The sequence below is a fragment of the Streptomyces catenulae genome, assembly GCF_000718015.1.
GTDB lineage: Bacteria > Actinomycetota > Actinomycetes > Streptomycetales > Streptomycetaceae > Streptomyces > Streptomyces catenulae.
Genome location: NZ_JODY01000038.1, coordinates 19500 through 37980, shown reverse-complemented (window position 1 = coordinate 37980; position 18481 = coordinate 19500). Strand labels below are relative to the sequence as shown.

Sequence of the window (18481 nt, the reverse complement as noted above, 5' to 3'; positions counted from 1 at the left end):
ACCCGCCTTGACGTGCTGTTCCTCCCCGTCATTAGACTCGTGACGCCGGTGCAGCACACGTGGTTGCTGTGCCACACGTTCAAGGGGGCAGCATGAGCAACGAACGGCAGATCCAGGACGAGGACCTGATGGATGTCGCCCAGGATCCGGAGCAGGCACACCGGCTGCGCAAGGCGCTGAAGACCCTGGCGGACAATCCCGCTGTCGGCGGTCCGCTCCAGGAGATGGCCAAGGAGGTCCTCTCCGGGCGGATCGGCATGAAGGAAGCGATCGGGACGCCGACGTACATGGACGCGATCGGCGACCGCCTCGGCGAGATGCGGCGCGCGGCGGAGGACCAGACGATGGCGGAACGCGAGGAGTCCCGCGAGAAGTTCGCCGCCTGGCAGAAGCAGCAGGCGGAGGAGGAGGACAAGGAGCGCGCCGAGCGCGACGGCCCGTCCTCCGGCCTCGTCACCGGTCCGCGCCGTGGCCGTGGCGGCTCCTCCCACCGGAGCTGAGACCGCGGACGGCGCGAGGGGGAGGGGAAGAGATCCGCGAACGGGATCTCTTCCCCTCCCCCTTCCTCTTTCCCGCGCAATTCCCTCCACCCTCTCCCCCTCTCCCTTTCCTGATTTCCCCCTTTTCTTCACACCCAGATTCATGCCGCCCCGGCAACTCGCCTCCCCGGAAGCGCCGGAGGAGGTAGCTCCGTCGCTGACCCCGCACGTTCCGTCCCGTAAATGGCATACGGAAAGCGGGAGTACGGGGCTTTTGGCGCGAAAACCGGCAGCCGGATAACGGATCGGGCGCCCGGCAGCGGGTCCGCCGGGCGTCCGCCGTGTACCGGTTCCGGAACAGCGCGCCCCCGCGGACTCCGGGGGCGCGATGCGGATCATAAGATCGCCGGTGGAGCCGGAAAACGACGGCGGGACGGCGAAGGGCGGGATTTCATGGGGGACGAGGAAGTCATGGAAACCTCGCGGGCGGACGGCGCCCCGGCGCCCCGTTATGCGCCGCATCCGTACGTCGGCGGCCGCACCCCGGTGCTCCGGGCACTCGCCGCCTGGCGGATGAGCTGGCCCGGCGCGCCCCGCGTCATCGCGCTGACCGGCGCCCCGGGCAGCGGTCGCGGACGGCTGCTCACCGGCTTCCTGATGCTGTGCGACCCGGAGTCCCGCAGCCAACTGCCGATGGACGAGCTGGACCCGGCGACCGTACCGCCGGACCTCCCCGCGCCCGCCGTGCCGCGCCCCGACGGGCTCACCACGGCGCAGTTCCTGCGGACCGTCGCCGCCCACCTCGGGCTCGACGCCACCGCCGACGTCCGCACCGAGTTGGGCGCGCGCGAGGAGCCGGTGACGCTGGTGGTCCCGGACGTCGCCGCGGCGGGCCCCGTGCGCGCCGCCGGGGAACCGGCGCGCCTGGTGCGCGAGGTCCTCGCCCCGCTCGCCGCCCTCCCCGCCGTACAGCTGCTGACCGTCGTCCCACGCGACCTGGCCGCCGAGCTGACCGCGGAGGTGCCGCAGGGGCAGGCGCAGATCATCGACCTGGACGCACCGGAGTGGGCCGACCCGGACGGGCTGGTGGCGCACGCCGCGACGGCGCTCGACCCGGCCCGGGGGGCGCCCGCCCTGCCGTTCACCACCGCCCCGCAACCGCGCGCGGCGCTCGCGTCCGCGCTGGCCGCCCGCGCCGCCGGGAGCCATCTGACGGTGGAGCTGGCCGTCCGGTCCGCGCTGCTGGCACCGGAGGGGTTCGACCCGGCGGACACGGAGCGGCTGCCCGCCACCGTGGGGGAGGCGGTCGCTCGGCACGCCCGGCGGCTGGGCGCGGACCCGCAGCTGCTGCGGCTGCTGCTGGCGCCGCTGGCGCTGGCCGAGGGCGAGGGGCTGCCGCTGCCGCTGTGGGGCGCGCTGGCGGGCGCCGTCGCGGACCGCGATCTGGGCCGGGAGTTCGCCGACGCCGCGGCGCTGACCGCCCCGTTCGTGGATCGGCTGGCCGCCCCGTCCGGCACCGGGGACGGCGCCGACGACCGCACCCTGGTCCGCCTCGTCCACCCCGCGCTCGCCGCGGAGATACGGGAGCGGCTGCCCGACATACGGGGCGCGCAGACCCGGATCGCCATGAAGCTGCTGGAGGCGGTCCCCGGCCAGGACTGGTCCCGGGCCGATCCGTACGTCCGCGACCACCTCGCCGGACACACCCTGGACGCCGGTCTGCTTCCCCAACTCCTCACCGACCCGGGCCTGTTCGCCCACGCCGATCCGGTGGTGCTGCGCGCCGCCGTCGAGGCCGTCCCTCTTCGGGAACTGGGCGCCCCGGCCCGTACGTATCTGCGCACGGCGCCGCTGCTGATCCGTACGCGGGCGACGCCCACCCTCCGCGCGGCGCTCCTGGAGACGGCGTTCACCGAGGACGGGCTGGCGCCGTACGCACAGGCGCTGCACGGTCTCGGCCTCGCGCTGCCGTGGCGCACCCTGTGGAGCCTGCCGCCCACCGGGGCGACCGCCGTCACCGCCGGGGTGCTGCCGGGCGGCCCGGTACCCGTACCGGTGGCGGTCTGCCGCGTCCCGGCGGCGGCGCCGGGCGCCCGCCCCGTGCCCGGTGGCGACGGCGCGTTCGTCGTCCACGCCCTGGCGGACGGCGCGCCCCTCGACGCGGCGCCCGAGCAGGTGGTGCACCCCTCCGAGGAGGAACGCGCCGCCGCGCCGTTCGCCCTCGCCCGGGGCGACGGCCACGTCCGCGTGTACGACCGGCGCACCCAGGAGGCGGTGGCGGCGGTGCCGACCGACTCCCCCGTCCTCGGCGCCGACCTGTCCCCGGACGGCACCCTGCTCCTCACCACCGAACGCGGCGTCACCGCCCGCCAGATCCTGGCGACACCGGCTGCCGCTCCGGCACGGTCGGGAGCCGCTGACGGGGCGTGGCCCTCGGGGCGGTAGGCGAGGCGTCTTCGCCGCAGCGACGGTGCGGCGGCCGAGGGCGGCCGGGGGCGGTGCCGGAACGGTAGGCCGTTCTTCGCCGGTACGCGGAGGCCCCGGACCGGTGGATGGTCCGGGGCCGTTCCCTTTTGTGCGCCTGTTTCCGCGCCTGCCGCCGGTCTCGGGGCTTACGGGGTGGGGCTTACGGGGGTGGGGCATACGGGTCAGGAAGGGTGCCGCTCACGCCGCATGGGGCGGCGGCACGGGGCAGGGCCAGGTCCGGCGAGCGTGCGGCTGTCGGCTCAGGGCAGCAGCAGCCAGTCCGCGGCGAGTGCGGCTGCGAGTCCGATGCCGAGCAGCCAACTGCCCAGCCGGGTACGTCCGTGACGGCTGAGTTCGATCACCACGCCGCACAGCACCAGCGCCGCACCGTAGACCCCGACCACCAGCACCGAGGTCCGGCTGGCCAGCCGCACCACCAGCACCACGGCCATCGCGCCCATCATCACCGAGGCCAGCGCGATCCGTATCCGCCGCGCCTGACGGGGCGTCGTCGCCGCCCGTTCCCCCGAAAGAGGCTCTTCCTCGCCCCTGGCTGCTTCCATGATCCGAGATGCTACGGGACCGCCGCGCCCCGGCACCGCCCGCGCTCCCCACGGAGCAACGCCCTGGCCCGGGCGCCCCGTTCACGCCCCACTCCACACCACTCCACCAGGATTACGGCCCCCCGGGCCTCCCGCTCCACATCCCCTCTCCTCCCCTCCCCTCCCTTTCCGGGAATTCTCCGCCGCACCGCCACCGGACGGTTTCCCCACCACCTGGACCGGAATCCACCCCACCCACTTAACCCACCCATTAACGCTCCACGATTCCCACATTTCCTGCACAACCCCATTTGACGTGACACCGTGGAGATCACATAAAGTGAGAGCGTTGAAGGTAAAACTTGCCATGCGGAATTGGGCATGCAACGGGGGCAGTGATGGCAGACAAGGCTTTTGACGTAGAACCGGATGTACTGAAGGCACAGGGCACCGCGTTCATCCACATCGGCAGCGACTTCAGCAAGGCGTCGAAGAAACTCCAGGACAGCCTGGAGAGCATCGGCGACCCCTGGAAGAAGTGCGACTTCGGCGAAATCTTCGACACCATCTACGACCCGATCAAAAAGGGTATGTTCACGTCGATGGACTCGCTCGGAGAACGCCTCGAGGGAATCGGCGAGAAGCTCGGCGAGATGGCCCGGTCCTACACGGCCTCCGACGACCAGGGCATCCACACGATCAGCGCCGTCGGCCGCCCCCTGATCTGACGGGCCCGACGCCCCGCATCTTCCGGCACCGCGCTCCGCCTTCCGGAGCCTCCCCGGCATTCCGTTCCGACTCCGCGACTCGGCCTGCCGACCGCGGCCACGCCACACTTCTCTGCCACACCGTACGGGGGACAACACCGTGTCATTGACACTTCCCGAAGAGGTCACCTGGGTCCTGGACCTCCTGGGATACGAATGGCCCGAGGCCGACGAGGACGCACTGTTCGACTGCGCAGCCGCCTGGCGCACCTTCGCCGAACAGGTCAACGAGACCCTTTCCCAGGGCTCGTCCGCGGCCAACGAGGTGACGTCCGCCAACTCCGGTGAAGCCATCGAGGGCTTCACCACCGAATGGAACTCATTCGCCGGTGGCGGGAACAGCGGCGACAACTATCTCCGCGACGCCGCAGCGGCGGCCGAAGTCATCGCACTCGCTTTCGACGCCGCAGCCCTCGCCGTCATCGAAGGGAAAGTCGCGGTCATCGTCCAACTGGTGATGCTGGCCGTGGAACTCATCTCCGCACAGGCCGCGGCGCCGTTCACCCTGGGACTCTCCGAATTGGGCGCGGCCGGCGTCACCCAGGCGACGCGCGTGATCGTCCGGCAGATCCTCGACAAGATCAAGCGCGAAGTGGTGCAGGCGGCCACCAAGGCCATGGAGCACGCCACCATGGACGCCGTCAAGAAGATGGCGAAGAAGGCGGTCTCCAAGGAATCCCGCAAGCTGGCCGCCGACTACATCAAGAAGACCGTCAAGGAAGAGGTCAAGGACAAGGTCGTCGACGAGGCGAAGAACCAGGCCAAGGAGTTCGCCAAGGAAACCGTCGTCGAGGGCGCGAAGGAAAAAGCCAAAGAGGCCGGTAAGGAAATGGGCCAGAACATCGCCGAGCAGGGCATCGAAGCCCACTTCGGCGAACGCGACGGCATCCGGTGGAACGAAACCGCCGACATCGGCAAGGGCAAGGCCGAGGAGTACGCCGACGACGTCCAGAAGGACGCGAAGGAGCGGCTGGAGAACTACCGGGACGGCGCCACCGGCCTCGCCGACCCCACCAACTACACCGACCGCGCCCAGGCCGACCTCACCGAACGCGGCCTGAACCACGCCCAACGCCACGCAGACCGACACACCGGCGGCGCCGCCACCCGCCACCAGGAACACACGGACACGGTCAAGGAACAGGTCCGCTCCGTCTTCGGCTGAGGCCACCACGGACCATCCCCCATACGTCAGGGCCCGGCAGTCCGAGAACTGCCGGGCCCTGACGATGTTTCGGAGGGCGATACCCCTCAGCTGCACCTCACCGACCGGGAGGAGCGGGCGGGTAGGGGCCCTGCCCACCGGGCTGCTGCTGGTAGGCACCGGGCTGCTGATACATGCCCTGCTGCGGCGGCAGACCGGGCCCACCCGGCCCGCCGAACCCCGTGGGCCCACCGGGCGGAGGACCGTTCTTCCGCTTCTTCTTCACCACGACCAGAACGGTGATACCGACAATCACAAAGAGCACGATCAACGAGAACCCGATGATCCCGAAAACCGCGCGGATATTGCTGGTGTCCCGCGGCTCCGTCGCGTCCGACGTGTTGGACGGCTTCATCAGCCCGTCGTCACCCGCCTCGGGCGACTTGAGCGGCCCGTTCTTCGACCCCGCCGGAATATCGGCGGTCAGCGCCTTGTACGGGTCGATGACACCGTAACCGTAATACGGATCCGGCGTATCCGTACCGGCAGGCGCCTTCGCCGTCTTCACCAGCCGATTCGCGATCTGCCCGGCCGTCAGATCCGGAAACTTGGAGCGAAGCAGCGCGGCGGCGGCCGAAACATAGGCGGTGGAGTCCGAGGTCCCGCTCGCGTACCGGTAAGGCTTGGAGGCCGCAGCGGAGCGGATCTCCACACCAGGCGCCGTAAGCATCACATAGGAGCCGTAGTTGGAATCGTCCCAGACCTTCTGGTGCCTGTCCACGGCGCCCACCGCCAGGACGCCAGGAGCTGCTGCCGGATAGCTCGGATTGTCGGATCCATTATTTCCAGAGCTCGCGACAAGCAGAACATCATGCTTCGCCGCATACGCGATGGCGGACTTTTCCTCTTCTGTCGGGCTACCCACGCCACCGATGGACATGTTGACAACCTTGGCACCGTGATCGACGGCATACCGCAGAGAATCTGCGTACGAGGTACCGTAGGTATCTTCCTGAGAATCCGAATGCTTGACCGGGAGAATCTTCGCGTCCGGAGCCAAGCCCATGACACCGTCAGAGTTCCCCGGCCCATGCCCATGGCCCGCGATCAACGAGGCCATTGACGTTCCATGGTCGTTCTTCGTTTCCTGATCAGCGGGGTCGCCGGAGGAGAAGTTCTTCCCCGGAAGCACATTGCCCTTCAGATCGGGCGCGTCTCCATTCACACCGCTGTCAATGACGGCGACGGTCACACCTTTTCCGGTGGAGACCTTCCACGCCTCCTCCGCATGAAGGGAATTCAGCGCCCATTGCTGGTCTCTCATCTGGTCCGCCAAAGCGACCGGCGCGGTACCGAAGAGCAGCGCGCCAACCACTGCAGCGCCGCTCACCGCCCGCAGCGTCCGCGTGAAGCTCATGCCGTACACCTCTCCTTAGAGAAAGGGGCCCGCAGCCCGAAGACTGCGGGCCCCCTCGTCTCCGCCGATTACCTGGCCAGTGAGTCTCTACTCGATGACCTTCGGGGCCACATTACGCTCGGGCGTCCAGGTCTCCTCGTCCTCCACGAGGTAGTCGGGACGCTCGCCGTTCTCGTTCTTGCCGCGGCCCTTGGCCCCGTTCACGCTAGGAGCACCGGCCATCCCCGCGGGGCGTCGGCCCCCCAGGCTGCCCTTCTGGCTGCCGCCGCGGCTGCGGTGCAGACCGGAGCCGCCCTGGGCGCCACCGCCGGTCTTGCCCTTGGCGCCGCCGACCACGCCGCCCTTCTGCTTGGCCAGCGCGCTGCCGCGTCCGGCGGCTGCGCCGCCCTTCGCTCCTCCGGCGCCGCGACCTGCAGCACCTCCCATACCCGGCATACCGGAGCGGCCGCCACGGGCTCCCGCACCGCCTGCGGCACCACCGCGACCGGCGACACCGCCGCCGATCATTCCGGCGCCACCGGGCATCCCCGAAGAACTGGATCCGGTGCCGACACCGGCGCCGCTCCCGCCACCGACACCCGCACCGCCGCCGATGCCCGCGCCTCCGGCGAGCCCGCCGCCCGAGAGTCCCCCGCCTCCGGCTCCTCCGCCACCGGAGAAGCTGTCAAGTCCGGTGCCGATGCTGGGCATCGTGGACGACTTCGTCGGCATGGTGCTGCCCAGCCCGCCGGAGATACCGTCGTGCCGCGGACCTTGAAGGCCGACAGGTGACTTGTATCCGCCACCATGGGCGCCGGGGATGTCGGTCTTCGGCACCGACGGCTTCGGCGGATTCATCACGCTGTCGGGGACAGGGACGAACGGGGGCGGCGTCGGCGTGTCACCAGGCGGCGGTACTTCTTTATCCCAACCCCCGCCCTGCGGCGGCTTCCCGATCGCCGCCACATTCGACTTGTAGGACGACCCCAGGTACTCCATGATGATGGCCGTCTGGAGCTGACGCTCCTTGCCTTCCGAAAGCTCACCGGAGTTGCCGTTGAGGACGTCCTCGGTCGGCTTTCCGGCCTCCAGCTCGCTGTTGGCCTTGGAGTCGTCGCGCCCGCCCTTGGAGCCGAAGGTGACCACCTTCAGGGCGTAGTTACCGGCGGCGTCGAGATTGCTCTCGGTGCCCGTCGGCTTCTTCATGTCGTCGATCTTCTGCTTGTAGTCGCTCAGCGACGCCTCGACACCGTTCATGATGTCGTGCATGTTGATCGCCCAGGGGCCAGCATTGCCGATGTTCTTGCTGATGCCCTCCGCAGCCCGACGGAACCCTTCCGCCGCCTGACCGCCCCAGGACTCCAGGACTTCCTTGACGGCGTCGTCGAATTCCTTCCGCAGCCCGCCGCGGCCATCCGCACCAACGAGCGTGTCGTGGATCCACTTCCAGTTGGTCGCGATTTCCTTGACCTTGCCGGGCTTGGCATTAGCCACCATGGCCTTCAGCTGGTCCATGTTGTACTGGTAGAACTTGGTTTCGTACTTGGCGTAGAAGCAGCCTTTGTCGGTGGTCACACCGCCCTTGTTCTCACTCACGACTACTTCCCTCCGGGGTTCAGGGCGTTGGAGGCGTCGTACTCACGGTCGTGGTAGGCGTCCCGCGTCTTCGCCGTCTTCTTGCTGAGATCGTCGACCAGCTCTGCGATCTGCTTCAGGATGTTGTCGTCCATCCACGCCTTCATGGCGTCATGGGCTTCCCGGAGTTCCCGCTCCTCCTTGAACCCGGTGCCAAGAGTTCCCTCCGGCAGGTAAGTGCTGTGACCGGCCTTGCTCTTGGTCTCCTCCATCGAGCGGAGTACGCCGTTGAGCTTTCGGCCCACCGTGTCCAGCGCTTCGAGATCGACGAAATATTCGTCGGCACTACCCATTACTGTCCTCCCCGTGTGATCAAACCGTTCTTGCGCCGCCAGTCCCGGAGTGCGATCGACGCACCCACCACTCCGGCGACCGCCAGAAGTCCTCCGCCCACAATGTAGAGGGAAATGCGCGCCCGCCGGTCCTCCGGGCTCTCCCCGATGGTGAGGGCGGCCGGTTGGACCTTGGTGGTGTTCTGGGCGGCGGGCTTGTCCGGAGTGGGTCGGGCGGTGGGCCTGGTGGTGTCGTTGAGGGCGGCCACCGGGTCGATGACGCCCCATCCGATGTTGTGGTCCGGTCCCCGGTTGACGCGCTCGGCGGTCTGTTCCAGGTGCCAGATCAGTTCCTGCGGCGTCCAGTCCTGGTGCAGGGACTTCAGGAGCGCCGCGGCACCGGCCGCGTACGGGGCGGCGAAACTGGTGCCCTGGTCCACGCAGTTACCGCCGTCCGGCACCGTGGAGACCATGTCGACGCCGGGCGCCGCGATGTCGACGTAGTCGCCGGGCTGCGAGAACGCCGCGCGTTCGTTGTTGCGGTCGGAGGCGGCGACGGCCAGGACGTTGTCGAACTCCTGGAACGCCGCCGGGTACATGCGCTTCTCCTTGCCGGAGGCGCCGTCGTTGCCCGCCGAGGCGACGATGAGGATCTTCGCCTTCGACGCCTTGGCGACCGCCGCCTTCAGGGTGGGGAGCAGTTCCTCGCTCGCGTCCGTGCCCTGGGAGATGTTGATGATGTCGACGCCCTCGGCGACAGCCGCGTTGATGGCCTTGGCGAGGCTGTCCGCGGTGCCGGGCTTCTCCTGGTCGGTCTGCTGGAACGGGATGACCTTGGCCCTAGGCGCCAGACCGTAGAAACCGGACGAGGCGCGCGGCTGGGCGGCGATGATGCCGGCGACCTTGGTGCCGTGTCCCACCCGGTCCTCGGTCTTGTTGCCGCCCTTGACGAAGGTCTGGCCACCGGACCCGATCGCCGGTTTGATCTGGTCGTTCCCGGCGTCGATGCCCGTGTCGATGACGGCGACGCGGACCCCCTGGCCCTTGGTGTGCGCCCACAGCTGCGGCGTCATGAGGCGCTGCAGGGACCACGGGGTCTCTTTGATGTCGGTGGTGTTGAACTTGCACTCGCCGCTGTTCAGCGGAACGTTCTCGTCCGCGGCCGCCGGGAGGGCGGTGGCACCGGAAAGAGCGATGGTGCAGGCCGTTGTCACCAGTGCGGCCGCCGCGCGGCGGCGGTGCCCTGCTCGGTGACCGTTGGCGCGAGATCCCACGGGTTGTCTGCTCTCCATGCGTGGTGGACGGGGCGAGGAAGCGGTACGGAGGTGCCGTTGGCTGCGGGAGCGGGCGGTGCGGCCCCGGACGCCAGAAGGGCGGGCGCACTGGTGCAGCGCGCCCGCCCTCTTCTGCCACTGTGCGAGCCTCGTGGCTGCTCAGCCGTTAGCCCTCTCCGCCTGCGGCGGCGGAAGCACCTGTCACCTGCTGGTGCTCAGTGGTTCCACATGTTGGCGTTGCGGTGCTCCGTGTCGCGGTAGTTCACGGACGCCTCGTGGAGCGCCTTGGAGATGGCCTCCAGGGTCTGCTGCAGGGAGTGCGCGCGCTTGTCCCACTCACGCTGGCGGGCCTGGTAGCCCTCCTTCGCCGCACCTTCCCAGGTGCTGGCGATGCGCTTGACACCGGCCTCCAGGTCGTCCAGCTGCTGCCGGATCTGACCGGCGGTGCGCTTCACGTCCTGGGACGCCTGCTGGATCGTCTCGGCATTGACGAGAATGTGGCCCGACATGATCTCTCCTCGGAATGTACTGAACTGATCGATTCACCCGGCCGCGACGCGAATCGGCCGATGCCGAATCGCCGTGCCACGGCTACTGACTCACCGCGCCGCCGCGGCGGCGCCGGTCCTCATCCGAAGGGGGAGTCCGAGGCGGAAGCCACGTGGGACATCGATGCGTGCTGCGCTTCTTCCGAGGCGGCGTAGTTCTTCGTCGTGCCGTCGATCGCTTCCTTGATCTCGTTCAGCAGCTGGTTGATGCGAGTCGCGTCCTCGTTCACCTTGGACTGGAGCTGGTTGTACGAAGAGGCCGCCTGGCCCCGCCAGCCGGAGGTGATGTTGTCGACGACCGTGTTGAGGTGGCGGATCTCGCCCTCGATCGCCTGGCTCACCGATCCGATCTTGCCGCTGAACGCGACCATCTCTTCTTCGGTAACTGTGAACTGACTACCACTCATCGCAACGTCCCCCATGAGACTCGCACGTCACCCGCACCGCACCGGCGACGGTGCTGCGCGGTCGGCGCCGCCTGCTGGCGCCATCGACCACTTTAACCACTTCATACAGCCGCCCCCAACAGAGGGAGCAACGTTGTGACCGGATCACCACAACACCAACTGGCCGCCCCGTAGGGCCAGTTCTAAAAGGCGTCAGGCGAAGTGGACAGATGGGATTCTATCGGTCTACGGAGAAACACATCAAGATTTTCCCGGGCCCCTTCGGAGAGGCAACGGAATCCGGGGAGCAAATCCGGAAAAGCCGGGCGGGCCACCGAAATCCGGTGACCCGCCCGTGGAATCCACGGGGCAGGTGCGGGCGGGGCGCGCCGCCCGCCGTCCCGTTACGAGGTGCCGGTCTTGCGGGCGGCGTCGACGCTGAGCGTCGGGCCCTCCGAGAGCAGGTCCACCCAGGTCATCAGCATGGGGTCGGCGTGGACGCCCTTGTACCCCAGCCGCAGGGCCGCCTGGTTGACCTCCTGGTTGGCGTTGCCCGCCTTGCTGGAGCTGTCGTTGTTGATCGGCACCCGGTAGCGCAGCCCGGTGTCGGTGATCAGGTAGAGCGAGCCGTCCTTCTCCTGGGACGTGCGGACCCGCTGGATGAGCTGGCCGCTGCCGGGCGTGACGTAGGAGGAGGCGCCGCTGGCGATCTTCGCCGGGTAGTCCTTGCCGATCCAGGTGCCCATGTTCGGCAGACCGTTGGGGTAGCCGAGCGCCTTGTCGGCGCCGCCGGGGAGCTTGGTGGTGGTGCCGTCGTAGAAGGTGCAGGAGACACCGTTCTCCGTCGGGGTGGTCAGACCGCCGGTCTGGGAGCCCTGGGAGAAGTTGTTGGCCATGTCGACCTCCTCGGTCGGCCAGGGCATGTCGACGTCGGTGGTCCCCACCTTGCCCAGGTACGAGACGAAGCGGTCCTTGTCGTCCCTCATCGGGGTGATGCTGGAGGTGGAGACCTGCTCGGGCTTCATGGCCGAGCTGCCGGACTGCACCTGCTGGGCGTTGGGGCCCTCCATCAGGAGCTTGGCGACGAAGTCCGACACCTGCTGTACGCCGCCCGCGGTGACGACGTACTTCTTGCCCGCCTTCTCGCCGTCCGTCGCGCTCTGGTCGGCGCTGCCGGGGATCTCCAGGACGGTGCCGATGGTCCGGTGCTGCGGCGGGACACCGGCGGCCTGCGAGGGCTTGCCCGCGCCGTCGACGATCGGCAGGTAGATCGGCACCGGGCTCTTGACCAGGGTGTCCATCCACTGCTGCGTGACGTCCTGCGGCTCCGCCTCCTTGAAGAGCACCCGGCGCAGGGTCAGGTCGGGGTCCTTCACCCCCAGGTGCGACAGCGCGGTGTTGCGCCCGCCCAGGGTGGCGTCGAGGGCGAACTTGAAGCCGTTGTGGTCGACCAGCCAGAGCTTCTTCTGCGGGTCGCGTACGAAGAGCACCTGGTGCATGTCGAGGCGGCCCCTGTTCTCGACGAGGCTCCTGTCCTTGCCCCCGAGGACGAACACGGCCTGCTGGGCCTTGCTGTTGATACCGCTGCCCGGGCGGTCGCAGACGGCCCAGGTCTTCGCCTTTCCGGCGTCCTTGGCATTGGGGAGACGGTCGGGGGCGAACGGAATTCCGACGGCGGGACCGTGTGCGATCTTTCCGTCCAGCTCGGATTCCTTCACATTCACGACTTTGTACTTATCGGGGTCGAGAAGGAGTTTCGCGGAGGCGAGGTTCAGGACGGGGTGGAGGAGTTTCTCCTTCTTACCCTGGCTGCCGTCACCGGAGAGAACGACGTAACGGGTCGTCGAATCGGCACCCACGATGACGTTTTCCCCGACCGAGTCCCAGCCCTCGGGGGCGACCGGCTTCACGATGCCGCAGGCACCGAAGCCGACCAGGATCACGACGCCCATCAGGACACTCGGCAGCACAGCCTTCAGCGGGCGCGGCGCACTCTCGATCGAACCGCTCGGCAGCGGCTTCAGGAATGCGGCATTCGTGCGCTTCCGCGCGAATGAATACGCATTGAGCTCGTCCCGACGTGATGCCATTGTTGCTTTCTCTCCCCGTGTGTCGGATCCGCATCGACCGCCCCCGGCACTCAAGCCGTAGCGCCCTCTACTATGCCGTGTGTCGATCGACCCGTACGGTACGGGTGCCACCTTCCAACGCACCAGTCTCAACGGCGATTGACGCGCCGCGAGGCCACACCACCAGTAGAGGAGCAGGCCGGGGGATGTCCAGCGCCACCAGGGCTCGACGCCGCAACGGGCGGCAACAGCAGCAACAGCCTTCCACGGCACCGCCCCACGGGGGAATCGGCGGTCGGGACGGAGCGGATCCGGCCAACGGCGGAGAAGGGGGCCGGAGTTCGTCGGGCGGGCCGGTGGCCCCGCGGCTGCGTCCGCAGATCGGCAGCATCGGCCCGGTCCGCGTGCAGCAGCTGGCCATCATCGAGATCGCCGCCGCCCTGGTCCTGGTCGGCGCGTCCGTGAACGTGATCGCGCTGACCGTCGCGGTTGTGCTCGCCGCCGTCCTCGTCATCTTCGCGCTCGGCCGCCGCCGCCGGATCCCGCTCCCCGAGTGGATCACGACGGTGCGGGCCATGAAGCGCCGCGGCAAGGCCGCGAGCGCCGCGACCACGCAGGGCGTCGAACCGGCCTTCGCCCCGGTCGTCGAGTGCGACCCGGCGCTGCGCACGTACGAGTACACCGACGCCGATCAGCGGGCCGTCGGCTTCGTCGGGGACGGCACCTTCCTGACCGCGCTGGTGCAGGTCGAGCCCCGGGACGAGCCGCTGCGGCCCGTCAGCGGCAGCCACATGCTGCCGCTCGACGTGCTCCACACCGCACTCGACGTCGAGGACATCCACCTCGAATCCGTGCAGTACGTGCAGTACACCCAGCCGGCGCCAGCGCCGCACCTGCCCGAACAGGCCGTCGCCGCCCGCTCGTACGCACCGCTGCAGGCGCAGTCGCAGACGCCCGCGGTGCAGCTGACGTGGATCGCGCTCAAGCTCGACCCGGAGCTGTGCGCGGAGGCGATCGAGGCCCGGGGCGGCGGCATGGACGGCGCCAAGCGGTCGCTGCTGCGCGCCGCCGACCAGTTGGTGAGCCGTCTGACCTCGCACGGTGTGCGGGCGCGGGTGCTCGCCGAGCGGGAGGTCGTGGCGGCGGTCGGCACCGCGGTCTGTGTGAGCCCGCGGGCCGCCAACGGCGCCATGGGGCGCGACAGCCGCTCCGGGCGCCGTACCCAGGAGACGACGCGGGCGTGGCGCTGCGACGACCGCTGGCACACCACGTACTGGATCGGGCGCTGGCCCCAGCTCGGCCCCGGCGGCGCGCCGCTGGCCGCCGTCACCCAGCTGCTGACCAGCACCCCGGCGATGGCGAGCACCTTCGCGCTGACCGCGACGCACGGCAGCGGGCGGGCGCCCGCGATCTCGGGCTACGTCCGGCTGTCGACCCGTAGCGAGAACGAACTCGACGCCGCGCAGCGGGAGTTGGAGCGGCGTTCCGGTTCGGCGAAGGTCGGCCTCGTCCGGCTCGACCGGGAGCAGCTGCCCGGCCTGCTCGCCACGCTCCCCCTCGGAGGTACCCGCTGATGACCTCTCCCACGTATCAGCCGCGTGTGAACAACTCCGGGACGGGCTGGCGCAACCCGCCCATCGGCGCGCCGGATGCCGGGCCGGGGCGCCGCCCCTCGCACCAGCCGCGTCCGGACGAGCAGCGGTCGGCGCAGTCGGGCCCGACGCCGCAGCCGGGCTTCGGGCTGCGCGGTCCGCGCCGCAGCCCGCACGTGCTGACGGCCGAGTCGCTGGCGTCGCTGACCCTGCCGGTCGGCGACGACGGCGTCATCATCGGCATCGACCCGCAGAACCAGCCCGCGGTGCTGTCCCTGCTGCGCCCCGCGCCGCTGGAGATCGCGCTGGTCGGCAGCGTGTGGCTGGCGCAGGTGCTGGCGCTCCGTACGGTCGCCACCGGTGCCCGCGTGGCGGTCGAGACGGCGCGCCCCCCGGCCTGGGGCCAGATGGCGCAGGCCGCCGGTGGCGGTCAGCAGTGTGTGTCGGTGCACGAGGTGCGTCAGATCGCGCCCCAGGGGCCGTCGGTCTCCAGCCCCGTACTGGTGGTGCGGGACATGGGCGCGCGCCCCCCGCGCAATCAGTTGGCGCCGAGCCCCTGGCAGTCGGTGCTCACGGTGCTGCCGTTCCTCGGGCCGCGCTCGCCGCAGTTGCTGGGCCGGGCGGATCTGGTCGGGCTGCAGCGGCTGTCGCCGGAGGAGGCGGAGGTCGTCACCCGTGTGATGCGTCTTCCGGAGCAGGTCGGCGCGGTGCTGCCGACATTGAGCGACAACGCGATGCTCTGGTGCACGCGCGACAGCCACCAGTTCGTGATGACGCAGCCCACCGAGGCGGAGACCAATCTGCTCGGCGGACCGCGCCGGATGGACTGACGGCGCCGGGCGCCCCGCGCCCGCGGAGCGGGGCTTTCCCTACGGGCGCATCCTCGGATGCGCCCGTAGGCGTACCGCGGGGTCCGAAGACGACATGACGTCGACTGCCGTTCGGGGCCGACTCTTGATTAGGCTGTATGTCGCCGCAGGAGCACACCGGACGGCAGCCGATACGGGGATGGAGAGAGCAGTGTTGGCGCAACCCCGGGCGGGGTGTTCCGAATTCCGTGACATCCGATCGATCCGCCTGTATCCGGTCCTGCCGTTCAGGTGCGTTGCAGTACACCAGGAGGCACAGTGAACGAGCGGGAGGCTTTCCGCCCGGACGGGAACGACCCTGACGACGAGCAGTCCGAGTTCGACCTGACGGGCGAATTCAAGATCGATTTCGCGGCTCCGGCCTGGTACGCGAGCAACGACACCAGCGGCGGCGCGGGCACGCCCATGGCGCCCGCCCCGTCCCCCGCCTCTCCCCCGCCGCCCACCGGGCAGCCGCTGTCCGGCCCGGGTGTCGCGGGTGCGCCGCAGGGTGGCCCCGGCGCCCCGGTGCCGCCGCCCGCCGATGCCGCGCCGCCCGGTTTCCCGATGCTGCGCCCGCAGGAGCCCGCGGACGCGCCGGAGCCCCCGGCCGCGCCCCGGGCGGAGCCCGCGCCCGCCGCCGACGCCCCGGCCCCGGGCGGCGGCAACGTCCGCTCCGGCACGGGCGCCGACCCGTCGGCCTCGCTGTGGGACGACGACGAGGACGACACGCCCGCGGAGGAATCGGCACCGGCCGCACCGCAGGCCCCCGTGGCCGACGCCCCGCAGCCCGACGCCGCTCCGGCGCCCGAGCAGCAGGCCCCGCCCGCTCCTCCGGCGCCCGAGCAGCCGGATCCGCAGGCCGCCGCGCAGCCGGTTCCGCTCCAGGCGCCGCAGCCCGAGCAGGCACCGGCCGCACCGCCCGCTCCGGAGCAAGCCACCGCGCAGCCGCAGCAGACCCCGCCCCAGGCCCCGCCGCAGGGTGGCGTCCCGCAGGACGTGCCGCCGCAGGGCGGGGCGCAGCCGGGGGTGCCGCCGCAGGGCGCCCCGTGGCCCGCGCAGGCGGACCCCGCCGCCCAGGGCGGGCTGCCGCCGCTGCCGCCGGAGTACCAGCCCGCCGACCCGCGCACCGCGCAGGCCCAGCAGGCCCAGGCCCAGCAGCCGCAGCAGCCCCAACAGCCGCAGCCGGGGCAGGAGTTGCCCCAGCAGCAGCCGCAGGCCCCGCAGCAGGTCCAGCCGCAGGCCGGTTTCCCGCAGCAGCAGGCCGCGCCGCAGCAGGGCTACCCCCAGCAGGGCGGCTACCCCCAGCAGTCGCCCCAGCAGCAGCCGGGCGCGTACGGCTATCCGCAGCCCGCGTACGGCTACCCGCAGCAGCAGCCCCCGCAGCAGGCACCCGCCCAGCAGTCGGCGTACGGCTATCCGCAGCCCGCGCAGGGGTACCCGCAGCAGTCGCCGCAGACCTACCCTCAGCAGGCCGCCTACGACCCGCAGGCCCAGCAGGCCGCACAGCAGGCACAGCAGCAGGCCCAGGCCGGTTACCCGCAGCAGGGTCAGCCCGCGCAGACCGGCTACGACCCGCAGGCACAGGCCGCGCAACAGGCACAGCAGGCCCACGCCGCCCAGCAGGCACAGGCGGCCCAGCAGGCGCAACAGGCCGCGCAGCAGCAGGGGCAGGTTCCGCACCAGCCGCTGCCGGGCCAGCAGGCGGGCGGGGCGAACTACGCCTCGTACTCCCAGCCGGGCCAGCAGCAGCCGCAGCAGCAGCGCGCCACGCCGGGCGCGCCGCTGGGCTACAGCGCCGCCGTCGAGCTGACCTCCGACCGGCTGCTGCGCAACCAGCCCAAGCGGCGCAAGCCGGGCGCCAACGCGCAGCCGTCCAAGTTCAAGTTGGGCGCGAAGAAGGAGGAGGCGGAGCGGCAGCGCAAGCTGGAGCTGATCCGTACGCCGGTGACGTCCTGCTACCGGATCGCGGTGATCAGCCTCAAGGGCGGCGTCGGCAAGACGACGACCACCACCGCGCTCGGCGCCACGCTCGCCTCCGAGCGGCAGGACAAGATCCTGGCGATCGACGCGAACCCGGACGCCGGAACCCTCGGCCGCCGGGTCCGCCGCGAGACCGGCGCGACCATCCGTGACCTGGTGCACGCCATCCCGCATCTGCACAGCTACATGGACATCCGCCGGTTCACCTCGCAGGCGCCGTCCGGTCTGGAGATCCTCGCCAACGACGTCGACCCGGCGGTCTCCACGACGTTCAACGACGACGACTACCGCCGCGCGATCGACGTCCTGGGCCGCCAGTACCCGGTCATCCTCACCGACTCCGGTACGGGCCTGCTCTACAGCGCCATGCGCGGCGTCCTGGACCTCGCCGACCAGCTGATCATCATCTCCACGCCCTCCGTCGACGGTGCGAGCAGCGCCAGCACCACGCTGGACTGGCTCTCCGCGCACGGCTACGCGGACCTGGTGCAGCGCGGTATCACGGTGATCTCCGGGGTCCGCGAGACCGGCAAGATGATCAAGATCGACGACATCGTGTCGCACTTCGAGACCCGCTGCCGCGGTGTGGTCGTGGTCCCCTTCGACGAGCATCTGGCCGCCGGTGCCGAGGTCGATCTCGACATGATGCGGCCCAAGACCCGCGAGGCGTACTTCAACCTCTCCGCGCTGGTCGCCGAGGACTTCTCGCGCGCCCAGCAGGCCCAGGGGATGTACCCGCAGCAGGGCCAGCAGATGGGCCAGGACCCGTACGCCCAGGACCCGTACAGGCAGCAGCAGTACCCGCAGCAGGGGCAGCCGCAGCAGCAGCCCCAGGTGCAGCCGCCGGTCGGTTACCCGCCGCAGCAGGGCGGCTGGACCCAGCAGCCGCAGCAGCCGCCCGCCCACTGGCAACAGCAGCAGCCCGCCCCGGACGCGCCGCAGCCCGACCAGCAAGGGTGGCAGCAGCAGCCTCCGCAGTGACGCGGTAGACGTCGCACCACGCGGACGGGGCCCGGCACTTCACGGTGCCGGGCCCCGTCCGCGTCTGTATGGGGCGGCAGCCGCGGGTGGGGCATGGAG

At 70.3% G+C, this 18481-nt stretch carries 15 protein-coding genes; 7 read left to right on the top strand and 8 right to left on the bottom strand.

The features are described 5' to 3' along the window. The first annotated feature begins 92 nt into the window (after positions 1-92). Positions 93-500: a hypothetical protein gene (locus tag IF23_RS0126830; protein ID WP_030288077.1), complete on the top strand. Its 408-nt coding sequence runs from the start codon at positions 93-95 to the stop codon at positions 498-500. 432 nt (positions 501-932) lie between these two features. Next, positions 933-2924, top strand: coding sequence for a hypothetical protein (locus tag IF23_RS0126825; protein WP_037679786.1), 1992 nt, complete (start codon positions 933-935; stop codon positions 2922-2924). Positions 2925-3205: 281 nt separating this feature from the next. On the opposite strand, the gene IF23_RS0126820 is transcribed toward IF23_RS0126825, so the two are convergent. Continuing rightward, positions 3206-3508 carry a hypothetical protein gene (locus IF23_RS0126820; protein WP_030288075.1) on the bottom strand — a complete coding sequence of 101 codons (303 nt, stop codon included), beginning with the start codon at positions 3506-3508 and terminating at the stop codon, positions 3206-3208. A gap of 377 nt (positions 3509-3885) precedes the next feature. On the opposite strand from IF23_RS0126820, the gene IF23_RS0126815 reads away from it, so the two are divergent. Together IF23_RS0126815 and IF23_RS0126810 are read left to right on the top strand one after the other, a co-directional pair. Further along, positions 3886-4215, top strand: coding sequence for a hypothetical protein (locus IF23_RS0126815; RefSeq protein WP_030288074.1), 330 nt, complete (start codon positions 3886-3888; stop codon positions 4213-4215). 139 nt (positions 4216-4354) lie between these two features. Further along, positions 4355-5419: a WXG100-like domain-containing protein gene (locus tag IF23_RS0126810; RefSeq protein WP_030288073.1), complete on the top strand. Its 1065-nt coding sequence runs from the start codon at positions 4355-4357 to the stop codon at positions 5417-5419. A 97-nt stretch (positions 5420-5516) separates the two neighbouring features. Here the strand turns inward: IF23_RS0126810 and mycP (IF23_RS0126805) are convergent, their stop codons facing one another. The 7 genes from mycP (IF23_RS0126805) to IF23_RS0126775 form a co-directional block, all read right to left on the bottom strand. After that, the gene (mycP, locus tag IF23_RS0126805; RefSeq protein ID WP_030288072.1) at positions 5517-6815 is read right to left on the bottom strand and encodes a type VII secretion-associated serine protease mycosin; all 1299 of its coding nucleotides are present in this window, start codon (positions 6813-6815) and stop codon (positions 5517-5519) included. Between the two features lie 87 nt (positions 6816-6902). Continuing rightward, on the bottom strand, positions 6903-8390 hold the full coding sequence (locus IF23_RS0126800; protein ID WP_030288071.1) for a hypothetical protein: 1488 nt from the start codon (positions 8388-8390) through the stop codon (positions 6903-6905). A gap of 2 nt (positions 8391-8392) precedes the next feature. Next, a complete protein-coding gene (locus tag IF23_RS0126795) occupies positions 8393-8722 on the bottom strand; it encodes a hypothetical protein (protein WP_030288069.1) in 330 nt (109 codons plus the stop codon). Further along, positions 8722-9915, bottom strand: coding sequence for a type VII secretion-associated serine protease mycosin (mycP, locus tag IF23_RS0126790; RefSeq protein WP_245655122.1), 1194 nt, complete (start codon positions 9913-9915; stop codon positions 8722-8724). The genes IF23_RS0126795 and mycP (IF23_RS0126790) overlap by 1 nt, the downstream gene beginning before the upstream one ends. A 275-nt stretch (positions 9916-10190) precedes the next feature. Beyond that, entirely contained in the window at positions 10191-10484 is a 294-nt protein-coding gene (locus tag IF23_RS0126785; RefSeq protein WP_030288066.1) for a WXG100 family type VII secretion target, read from the bottom strand. 119 nt (positions 10485-10603) lie between these two features. Then, positions 10604-10930 carry a WXG100 family type VII secretion target gene (locus IF23_RS0126780; RefSeq protein WP_030288064.1) on the bottom strand — a complete coding sequence of 109 codons (327 nt, stop codon included), beginning with the start codon at positions 10928-10930 and terminating at the stop codon, positions 10604-10606. 383 nt (positions 10931-11313) lie between these two features. Further along, positions 11314-12999: a type VII secretion protein EccB gene (locus tag IF23_RS0126775; protein WP_030288063.1), complete on the bottom strand. Its 1686-nt coding sequence runs from the start codon at positions 12997-12999 to the stop codon at positions 11314-11316. A gap of 335 nt (positions 13000-13334) precedes the next feature. Between IF23_RS0126775 and eccE the strand changes: the two genes are divergently transcribed. The 3 genes from eccE to IF23_RS0126760 all read left to right on the top strand — a co-directional run bounded on the left by eccE (position 13335) and on the right by IF23_RS0126760 (position 18382). Then, on the top strand, positions 13335-14552 hold the full coding sequence (eccE, locus tag IF23_RS0126770; protein WP_030288061.1) for a type VII secretion protein EccE: 1218 nt from the start codon (positions 13335-13337) through the stop codon (positions 14550-14552). After that, complete coding sequence (locus IF23_RS0126765; protein ID WP_030288060.1) at positions 14552-15400, top strand: hypothetical protein; 849 nt, start codon at positions 14552-14554, stop codon at positions 15398-15400. Before eccE ends, IF23_RS0126765 begins: the two co-directional genes overlap by 1 nt. Before the next feature lie 297 nt (positions 15401-15697). Further along, entirely contained in the window at positions 15698-18382 is a 2685-nt protein-coding gene (locus tag IF23_RS0126760) for an SCO5717 family growth-regulating ATPase (protein WP_030288058.1), read from the top strand. Positions 18383-18481: the final 99 nt, after the last annotated feature.